The 9,757-nt window shown below is 58.9% G+C and carries 7 protein-coding genes; all 7 read left to right on the forward strand.

The features are described from left to right. Positions 1–53: 53 nt before the first annotated feature. Positions 54–1,343: an MFS transporter gene (locus ALP40_RS22525; protein ID WP_122210352.1), complete on the forward strand. Its 1,290-nt coding sequence runs from the start codon at positions 54–56 to the stop codon at positions 1,341–1,343. Between the two features lie 162 nt (positions 1,344–1,505). After that, complete coding sequence (locus tag ALP40_RS22530) at positions 1,506–2,504, forward strand: phosphate ABC transporter substrate-binding protein PstS family protein (protein WP_122210353.1); 999 nt, start codon at positions 1,506–1,508, stop codon at positions 2,502–2,504. A gap of 138 nt (positions 2,505–2,642) precedes the next feature. Beyond that, on the forward strand, positions 2,643–4,928 hold the full coding sequence (locus tag ALP40_RS22535; protein ID WP_183136074.1) for an ABC transporter permease subunit: 2,286 nt from the start codon (positions 2,643–2,645) through the stop codon (positions 4,926–4,928). A gap of 69 nt (positions 4,929–4,997) precedes the next feature. Then, positions 4,998–6,614, forward strand: coding sequence for a phosphate ABC transporter permease PstA (gene pstA, locus ALP40_RS22540; RefSeq protein WP_183136076.1), 1,617 nt, complete (start codon positions 4,998–5,000; stop codon positions 6,612–6,614). Between the two features lie 70 nt (positions 6,615–6,684). After that, complete coding sequence (pstB, locus tag ALP40_RS22545; protein ID WP_122210356.1) at positions 6,685–7,518, forward strand: phosphate ABC transporter ATP-binding protein PstB; 834 nt, start codon at positions 6,685–6,687, stop codon at positions 7,516–7,518. Positions 7,519–7,588: 70 nt separating this feature from the next. Then, on the forward strand, positions 7,589–8,353 hold the full coding sequence (gene phoU / locus ALP40_RS22550; RefSeq protein WP_122210357.1) for a phosphate signaling complex protein PhoU: 765 nt from the start codon (positions 7,589–7,591) through the stop codon (positions 8,351–8,353). A 204-nt stretch (positions 8,354–8,557) separates the two neighbouring features. Then, positions 8,558–9,454, forward strand: a complete 897-nt coding sequence (locus ALP40_RS22555) for a response regulator (RefSeq protein WP_122210358.1) — start codon at positions 8,558–8,560, stop codon at positions 9,452–9,454. Positions 9,455–9,757: the final 303 nt, after the last annotated feature.

Raw genomic sequence — 9,757 nt, forward strand, 5'->3', positions numbered from 1 at the left:
GCCAGCGCAGCTGTCGCATGCCCATTTCAGAACAAGCAAAGAGAAGCCTTGTCATGTCATCTGTTTCCTCCAGTACCGCGCAACCGGCGCGACCGTTGACCCGTAGCGACTACAAGACGTTGTCGCTCTCCGCCCTGGGTGGCGCGTTGGAGTTTTACGACTTCATCATTTTTGTGTTCTTCGCAGCTGTGGTCGGCAAGCTGTTCTTCCCTGTGGACATGCCTGACTGGCTGCGCATGATGCAGACGTTCGGCATTTTTGCCGCCGGTTATCTGGCACGTCCCCTGGGCGGCATCATCATGGCGCACTTCGGCGATCTGCTGGGACGCAAGAAAATGTTCACCCTGAGCATCTTCATGATGGCCGTGCCGACCCTGATCATGGGCCTGTTGCCAACCTATGCGCAGATCGGCATGTGGGCACCGATTCTTCTGCTGTTGATGCGCGTCATTCAAGGTGCGGCGATTGGTGGGGAAGTACCAGGCGCCTGGGTGTTTGTGTCCGAGCACGTTCCGGCGCGTTACATCGGATATGCGTGCGGCACCCTGACGGCAGGCCTCACGGCAGGCATTCTGCTCGGCTCGCTGGTCGCCACGGCGATCAACAGCATTTACAGCCCGGTCGAAGTGGCTGATTACGCCTGGCGTATCCCGTTTTTGCTGGGTGGCGTCTTTGGTTTGATGTCGGTGTACCTGCGTCGCCTGCTGCACGAAACCCCGGTGTTCGCTGAGCTGCAATTGCGCAAGGCGCTGGCCGAAGAGGTGCCGCTCAAGGCCGTGCTGCGTGATCATCGTGGTGCCGTTGCGTTGTCGATGCTGATGACCTGGCTGCTGTCGGCCGGCATCATCGTCGTGATTCTGATGACCCCGACCATCCTGCAGACTATCTACGGTTTCCCGGCGGCCACAGCATTGAAAGCCAACAGCCTGGCCATCGTCTTTCTGAGCATTGGCTGCATCGCTGCCGGTGCTTTGGCTGACAGGGTCGGCGCAGGTTGGGTGTTCCTGCTGGGCAGCGCTGGTCTGTTGGTGAGTTCCTGGACGTTCTACCACATCCTGGCGGACAACCCCGGCGTGCTGTTTCCGCTGTATGCGATCACCGGCCTGTTCGTCGGCACCATCGGCGCGGTGCCTTATGTGATGGTCAAGGCGTTCCCGCCGGTGGTGCGTTTCTCCGGTCTGTCGTTCTCCTACAACCTGGCCTACGCCATCTTTGGCGGTCTGACGCCAATGGTCGTGACCTTCATGCTCAAGAGCAGCCCGATGGGACCGTCCTGGTACGTGGCGATCCTCTGCGGCATGGGCATGGCGATCGGTGTCTACCTGCTTTCGAAAAAGCGCTGAACGCGACCTTTCGGGCATCCTTAATCGATAGTTTGTATCAAAAGGCCATCACCCGATCAGGTGGTGGCCTTTTTCATCTTATTGTCACAATCAATTCATAGAGTGGTCATACGGCTGGCAAAAGCGGCCCTGTACCTACATACCCTGCCAGGAGCGCAAGGCATGACACTCAAGAGTCTGATGACTGCACTGACATTCGCCGCGGCCGGAGTTGCCGCTGCCAATTCGTTCGCTGCTGTCGATCCCGCCATCAAGGCCTATACCAAGACTTCCGGTGTATCGGGCAATCTCTCCAGTGTCGGCTCCGACACCTTGGCCAACCTGATGACCTTGTGGGCCGAGGCCTACAAAAAAGAATACCCAAGCGTAAATATCCAGATTCAGGCCGCCGGTTCATCTACCGCGCCGCCTGCATTGACCGAAGGCACCGCCAACCTGGGGCCCATGAGCCGCAAGATGAAAGACGGCGAGCTGTCGGCTTTCGAGCAGAAGCACGGCTACAAGCCGACGGCCATTCCGGTGGCCGTGGACGCGCTGGCGGTGTTCGTACACAAGGACAATCCGATCAAGGGCCTTACGCTGCAACAGGTGGACGCGATCTTTTCCGTGACGCGCCTGTGCGGTGCCAAGGCCGACGCGAAGACCTGGGGCGATGTCGGTGTGACCGGTGATTTGGCGGGTAAGCCGATCCAGCTGTTCGGTCGCAATTCGGTGTCTGGCACCTACGGCTACTTCAAAGAAGAGGCCTTGTGCAAAGGTGACTTCAAGCCCAACGTCAATGAACAGCCGGGCTCGGCTTCGGTGGTCAGCTCCATCAGCAACTCCCTGAACGGCATCGGCTACTCAGGCATTGGCTACAAGACGTCGAATGTCCGTACGGTCCCACTGGCCAAAAAGGAAGGCGCCGAGTTTGTCGAAGATAACGAAGCCAACACCCTGAACGGCACATACCCGCTGTCGCGCTTTCTGTATGTCTACGTGAACAAGGCACCCAATCAGCCGCTGGCACCGCTTGAAGCCGAGTTCATCAAGCTGGTGCTCTCCAGGCAGGGTCAGGAAGTGGTGATGAAAGACGGTTACATTCCGCTGCCTGCCCGCGTTGTCGAGAAGGCGCTGACCGACTTGGGCCTGCAAGGTGCTGCGAATGTGACGGCCAAGTAAACGACGCTATAACGAGGCTAAATGGACGGGCCTTGTCATGTGTTGAACAGTCCGCCGCCGGTTTTCTTGGGCAGCGGGCTTTTTTGCGTCACTCTTCTGTAATGTTTCTGTCATACAAGGCCGCTACGGTGTGTGCGCATGAATGAGTTGGCTAAAACCGTAATGAATCAGGACTCACCTCCCGAGCGCATTGATTTCAATACGCCTGCGATGTTGCGCAAGCGTCGTGTGCGTGCGTTCAAGGATCGCCTGACTCACTGGTACGTGGCCATTGGTGGTCTGGCAGTGCTGGCTGCCATTACCCTGATTTTCTTCTACCTCGCTTACGTCGTTGCGCCGCTGTTCAAAGGCGCGAGCCTGACCGCTGCTGCGCCTCTGAATGCTGCCTGGATGCAGGACGCGGGCAAGCCGCTGATGATTACCATCGAAGAGCAGAACCAGATCGGGATGCGCATCTCCGACAAGGGTGAAGTGATTTTTTTCGACATCAGGAACGGCGCTGAGCTGCAACGTGTGGCGCTGCCGATTCCTGCCGGGGCGTCCGTGGTGTCCATCGGCAAGGACCAGCCCGGTGCCCCCCTGATTGCGTTGGGGCTGTCCAATGGGCAGGTGCTGGTCTTCAGGCATTCGTACCTGACGACGTACCCGAACGATCAGAAAACCATCACGCCAAGCGTCGCCTGGCCGTTCGGCAAGACGCCATTGGTGCTGGATGAGACCGGTCGTGCTGTGGAGCACGTAACGGTCAGCGCCGATGGGGAAAGCCTGAAAGTGGCGGGCTCCACTGGCACTCAATTGCATGTAATGGCGATTGAGCAGACCGAGAACATGATGACCGGCGAGATGACACGCGAGCAAAGCCGTATCGAGCTGCCGCAGATGTCTGCCACGGTCAAAGCTATTTATATCGATCCCCGCCAGCATTGGTTATACGTGATCAACGGACGGGCGCAGGCCGACGTGTTCAGTCTGCGCGACCGCACGCTCAACGGTCGGTACAAGCTGCTGGAAGACGGCAATGCCGAGATCACCGCCAGCGCACAGTTGGTGGGTGGCATTTCGTTGATCATCGGCAACTCCAAAGGTGAAATGGCCCAATGGTTCATGGCGCGAGATACCGATGGCGAGCAGCGCTTCATGCGTATTCGCGATTTCAAGATGGGCAGTGCGCCCATCGTTCAGATCAAGCCCGAACAACGCCGCAAAGGCTTCATCGCTCTGGACGCGTCGGGCAAACTGGGTGTATTTCACAGCACCGCGCATCGCACGTTGCTGGTCGATCAGGTCGTGGACGGCCCCGGCATCCTGGCCTTGTCGCCAAGAGCCAACCAGGTACTGGTCGAAAGCGGCAGCACGCTGTTGCCGCTCACGCTGGATAACCCGCATCCGGAAGTGTCGTGGAGTTCGCTGTGGGGCAAGGTCTGGTACGAAAACTACGACGAACCCAAGTACGTCTGGCAGTCCACGGCCTCCAACAGTGACTTCGAACCCAAGCTGAGTCTGGCGCCATTGACCTACGGCACGCTCAAGGCCGCGTTCTACGCCATGCTGCTGGCGGCTCCGCTGGCCGTGGCCGCTGCGATCTATACCGCCTATTTCATGGCGCCGGGCATGCGCCGCAAGGTCAAGCCGGTGATCGAACTCATGGAAGCGATGCCGACGGTGATTCTCGGGTTCTTCGCCGGGCTGTTTCTTGCGCCGTACCTTGAAGGTCATCTGCCGGGCATCTTCAGCTTGTTGCTGCTGACGCCCATCGGCATTCTGCTGGCGGGATTCTTGTGGACGCGCCTGCCTGACTCGGTTCGCCTGCGCGTACCGGACGGTTGGGAAAGTGCGATTCTGATTCCAGTCATTCTGCTGGTGGGCTGGTTCTCGTTGAGCATGAGCCCGCACCTGGAGAACTGGTTTTTCGGCGGCGATATGCGCATGTGGATCAGGAACGACCTGGGCATCACCTACGATCAGCGCAACGCACTGGTCGTGGGGTTGGCGATGGGCTTTGCCGTCATACCGAATATTTACTCGATTGCCGAAGACGCCGTCTTCAGCGTGCCCCGCAGCCTGACGCTGGGTTCGCTGGCGCTGGGTGCCACGCCTTGGCAGACGCTGACGCGGGTGGTGATCCTGACCGCCAGCCCCGGCATTTTTTCGGCCCTCATGATCGGTATGGGCCGCGCCGTGGGCGAAACCATGATCGTGCTGATGGCCACCGGGAACACGCCGATCATGGACATGAACCTGTTCGAAGGCATGCGGACCCTGGCGGCCAACGTTGCCGTGGAGATGCCGGAGTCGGAAGTAGGCGGCAGTCATTATCGAGTGTTGTTTCTGGCAGCGTTGGTGTTGCTGATGTTCACCTTTGTCATGAACACCGTCGCGGAGCTGATTCGTCAGCGCCTGCGCAAGCAATACTCGTCGCTTTAAGGAAGGTAGAAGTTCGTGAAAAGGAACTCCCTCAGAGGCTGGTTCAAAAGCGGCGCCCCCGGCGTCTGGATGAGCGCGGGTGCCGTTTCCATCGCCGTGATCATGACCATCGGTCTGTTGACCGTAATTGCCGTTCGCGGCCTGGGGCATTTCTGGCCTGCCGATGTGATTGCTGCGCAATACGACGTGCCGGGCCAGCCGAAACAGGTGTTGCTGGGTGAGCTGGTCGAGAAAGAACAGGTGCCGCGGGCCCGCTTGAAAGGTGCTGGTCTGCCGGTGCCCGACGCTGGGCCTGAATTCATGACCCGTGAGCTGTTCAAGGTCGGTAACCGCGACATCAACCCGAGTGACTTTACCTGGGTGATCGGTGAGTGGCTGACCGGTGAAAGCCGACCAATCGACCTCATGACCCTGGAGCGTCGCGAGTGGGGCAATTTCTACGGCTATCTGGTCAACGTTAAGGAAAACGGCAAGACCGTTGCCGAAGGCGAAGCGGCCTGGCCTACCTTGCAAGCGCGCATCAAGCGCGTCGAAACGCTGGCTGACGAGTTGTATGTGCTTGAGAAGAAGGACATCGGTGCCATCAATCACGGTATCGAGCGTTTGCGCCTTCAGGCGCGCAAGCTGGAGCTGGAAGGCAGGCTGGATGCTGCTGCCCAAGCCGACATGGCTGCGGAGCGCGCAGAACTCGACGCCCGCTATGCGTCTATCGAGGATCGTCTGGGTGCGCTGCACCAGGCATTTGACCGGGACAGCCTCACGGCGCGCGACGCCAACGGCAAGGAAATCGAAATCAGCCTCGGCAAAGTGGTGCATGCCTACCAGCCCAACGCGATGGGCATGGTCACCAAGCTGAGTTTCTATTTCAAAAAGCTCTGGGAGTTCCTGAGCGACGATCCGCGTGAAGCCAACACCGAAGGCGGCATTTTTCCGGCCATTTTCGGCACGGTGATGATGACCCTGATCATGGCGATCATCGTCACCCCGTTTGGTGTGCTGGCGGCGGTCTATTTACGTGAATACGCACGGCAGGGGCCGATGACGCGCCTGATTCGCATCGCGGTCAACAACCTGGCTGGCGTGCCTGCGATTGTGTACGGGGTATTCGGCCTGGGGTTTTTCGTCTATGTGCTGGGCGGCTCGGTGGACCGGTTGTTCTTCCCTGAAGCCTTGCCTGCGCCGACGTTCGGCACGCCGGGCCTGTTGTGGGCGTCGTTGACCCTCGCGCTGTTGGCGGTGCCGGTGGTGATCGTGGCGACCGAAGAAGGGCTGGCGCGTATTCCGCTGACCCTACGCGAAGGCTCGCTCGCACTGGGGGCTACCAAGGCCGAGACGCTGTGGAAGATTGTGCTGCCGATGGCCAGCCCGGCGATGATGACCGGTCTGATTCTGGCCGTGGCACGGGCTGCGGGCGAGGTCGCACCGTTGATGCTGGTCGGGGTGGTCAAGCTGGCACCGTCGCTGCCGCTGGATGGCAACTACCCGTATCTGCACCTCGACCAGAAGATCATGCACCTGGGGTTTCATATTTACGACGTGGGCTTCCAGAGCCCCAACGTCGAGGCCGCTCGTCCGTTGGTGTACGCCACGGCGCTGTTGCTGGTGCTGGTGATCGCCTTGCTCAACCTGTCGGCGGTCAGCATTCGCAACCATCTGCGGGAAAAGTACAAAGCGCTCGACAACTGATTGATGAGTGCCGCCCCCTCACGCGAGGCGGGCGGCCCGATGAAACGAATGGTTCGCACAGGAGCAATCCATGCAGCATGAAAGCCCGACTCACAGCATGAACATGTCGGCTCTGAGGCGTCACAAGCAAGGCCTGTATCTGGCCGACGAAACCGTGGCGATCGAAGTGCCGGGTCTGAACCTGTTCTATGGCGAAAAACAGGCGCTGTTCGACATCGCCCTGAACATTCCCAAGCAGAAGGTGACGTCGTTCATCGGTCCGTCGGGTTGCGGAAAATCCACGCTGTTGCGCACCTTCAACCGCATGAACGACCTGGTAGACGGCTGTCGCGTCGAGGGCGCTATCAATCTGTACGGTCACAACATCTACACCAAGGGCGAGGAGGTCGCTGAATTGCGCCGTCGCGTCGGTATGGTGTTTCAGAAGCCGAACCCGTTTCCCAAGACGATCTATGAAAACGTGGTCTATGGACTGCGCATTCAGGGGATCAACAAAAAGCGCGTACTCGACGAAGCGGTCGAGTGGGCCTTGAAAGGCGCTGCACTGTGGGATGAGGTCAAGGATCGACTGCATGAGTCGGCACTGGGCCTGTCTGGCGGTCAGCAACAGCGTCTGGTCATTGCCAGAACCATCGCCGTGGAGCCGGAAGTCCTGCTGCTCGACGAACCCTGTTCAGCACTGGATCCCATTTCGACCCTTAAAGTTGAAGAGCTGATCTACGAACTGAAATCCAAATACACCATTGTGATTGTTACGCACAACATGCAGCAGGCGGCTCGGGTGTCGGATTACACCGCGTTCATGTACATGGGCAAGCTCGTCGAGTTTGGTGATACCGACACGTTATTCACCAATCCGGCCAAAAAACAGACCGAAGATTACATCACCGGTCGTTACGGCTAAGGCGTGCTTCGTCAGATCTGAACCACCACTGCGTTTTCGCAATTAACCGGACGTTCCAAGGACACCCAGCATGATCCACAAAGACAGCCACACGCATCACATTTCCCAACAGTTCAACGCTGAACTCGAAGACGTTCGCAGCCATTTGCTCGAAATGGGTGGCTTGGTCGAGAAGCAGGTGAATGACTCGGTGACGGCACTGATCGAGGCCGACTCGGGCCTGGCCCAGCGCGTGCGCGAAGTCGACGACCGGATCAATCAGATGGAGCGCAACATCGACGAAGAATGCCTGCGCATTCTGGCTCGTCGCCAGCCTGCCGCTTCCGACCTGCGTCTGATCATCAGCATCTCCAAGTCGGTGATTGACCTGGAGCGCATCGGTGACGAGGCCACCAAAATTGCACGCCGTGCCATCCAGCTGTGCGAAGAAGGCGAATCTCCGCGTGGCTACGTCGAAGTGCGCCATATCGGCGATCAGGTGCGCAACATGGTGCGCGACGCTCTCGACTCGTTTGCCCGCTTCGACGCCGAGCTGGCGCTGTCCGTGGCCCAGTACGACAAGGTCATCGACCGTGAATACAAGACGGCCCTGCGCGAGCTGGCGACTTACATGATGGAAGACCCGCGCTCGATCTCCCGCGTGCTGAACGTCATCTGGGTGCTGCGTTCGCTGGAGCGTATTGGCGACCACGCACGCAACATTTCCGAGCTGGTGATCTATCTGGTGCGCGGCACCGACGTCCGCCACATGGGCCTCAAGCGCATGAAAGAAGAAGTGCAGGGCATTTCCGCGAGCGAAAAGGCTAATGTTCCGGGCGATGCTGACGATAAGTAAGATTGCCTGCAATAAAACGCCCGGCACATGCCGGGCGTTTTTCGTTATGCAGAGCTACATTCTCAGTCGCCTGCGGATTAAATCTTCTGGCGCAGTCAATCAATATGGCAGTTGGCTATCAGTCAACGCTATGCTTGCCGAAACAAAGGGCGTGTTGGCACATCGCAGTTCGCCTACCGGGTGAACACGTCCGCAGGAGCGTCGATGAGTAAGGTCAGTGTATTGGTGGTGGATGACGCGACTTTCATTCGCGACTTGGTTAAGAAAGGGCTGCGCAATTATTTTCCCGGGATTCACACCGAGGACGCAGTCAATGGTCGCAAAGCCCAGGCGTTGCTGAGCAAAGAGTCGTTCGACCTGATTCTGTGCGACTGGGAAATGCCAGAAATGTCCGGTCTTGAGCTGCTGGCCTGGTGCCGCTCGCAAGACAACTACCTGAAAACCGTGCCGTTCATCATGGTGACCAGCCGTGGCGACAAAGAAAACGTCGTGCAGGCCATTCAGGCCGGTGTCAGCGATTTTGTCGGCAAACCGTTTACCAATGAACAACTGCTGTCCAAGGTCAAGAAAGCCCTGGCCAAGGTCGGCAAGCTCGATGCTGTCATGTCCACCGCTCCGGCCCGCATGAACTCGCCGCTCAACGATTCCCTGAGCGCGCTGACCGGCGGCAAGGCCGAGGTGGTGCGTGCCGCGCCTGCAGCGGCTTCTGCCTCCGGCGGTATCGCCAAGGCACCGCCTGTGGTCGCCAAGTCGGCAGAACCGTCCGGTCGCGGACAAGGCCAACTGCGCCTGCCCAATGGCATCCAGCCCTGCGTAATCAAGGCCCTGACCTTGAAAGAAGCATCGCTGGTGGTGCGTCGCAGCGACAACCTGCCACAAGTCCTGGACAGCGCCGTGCTGGACCTGGAGCAGGGCGAGAGCAATGAAACGGCTCGTTTGAATGGCTACCTGCACTCGGTCGCGGCCTTCGAGCAGAAGCCTGACAGCGACTGGCTGCAAGTAATCTTCCGTTTCGTCGACCAGGACGCGCAAAAGATGGATTACCTGTCACGCCTGATCGCGCGCGGCACGGCTCAGAAGCACTTCGTTCCGGGTGCTTGATTCACGAGTGGGTGAGCGAAGTTATTGATTGAGCAACACGTAACCTACTGAAGAAACGCTGCTGCAACCAAGGCCGTTGCGCAGCCCGTCGCAACCCCTTGGGGCGCTCTGGCCCATTGGACAGCAGCAGATTTCGGTGTTCGGTAAGTTATCTTTTTGGATGAAATGCGGCTGGCTGCGACAGTGTCAGGCCGGCCACTGGACGTTTGCCTGAAGGGTCGCATGGCTGACAAACTTGCCGGACAGCGCAGCTTCCCAGTGACTCCCACACGCCATGTTTATCGTCCGACATGCCAGAACGTG

It is taken from the genome of Pseudomonas viridiflava, assembly GCF_003702045.1.
Classification (GTDB): Bacteria; Pseudomonadota; Gammaproteobacteria; order Pseudomonadales; family Pseudomonadaceae; genus Aquipseudomonas; species Aquipseudomonas viridiflava_C.

What these genes read in the sequence shown, in the direction of transcription:
- pstB (WP_122210356.1), top strand. Translation starts at nt 6,685, where the DNA reads ATGCAGCATGAAAGCCCGACTCACAGCATGAACATGTCGGCTCTGAGG.
- ALP40_RS22555 (WP_122210358.1), top strand. Translation starts at nt 8,558, where the DNA reads ATGAGTAAGGTCAGTGTATTGGTGGTGGATGACGCGACTTTCATTCGC.
- ALP40_RS22535 (WP_183136074.1), top strand. Translation starts at nt 2,643, where the DNA reads ATGAATGAGTTGGCTAAAACCGTAATGAATCAGGACTCACCTCCCGAG.
- pstA (WP_183136076.1), top strand. Translation starts at nt 4,998, where the DNA reads ATGAGCGCGGGTGCCGTTTCCATCGCCGTGATCATGACCATCGGTCTG.
- ALP40_RS22530 (WP_122210353.1), top strand. Translation starts at nt 1,506, where the DNA reads ATGACACTCAAGAGTCTGATGACTGCACTGACATTCGCCGCGGCCGGA.
- ALP40_RS22525 (WP_122210352.1), top strand. Translation starts at nt 54, where the DNA reads ATGTCATCTGTTTCCTCCAGTACCGCGCAACCGGCGCGACCGTTGACC.
- phoU (WP_122210357.1), top strand. Translation starts at nt 7,589, where the DNA reads ATGATCCACAAAGACAGCCACACGCATCACATTTCCCAACAGTTCAAC.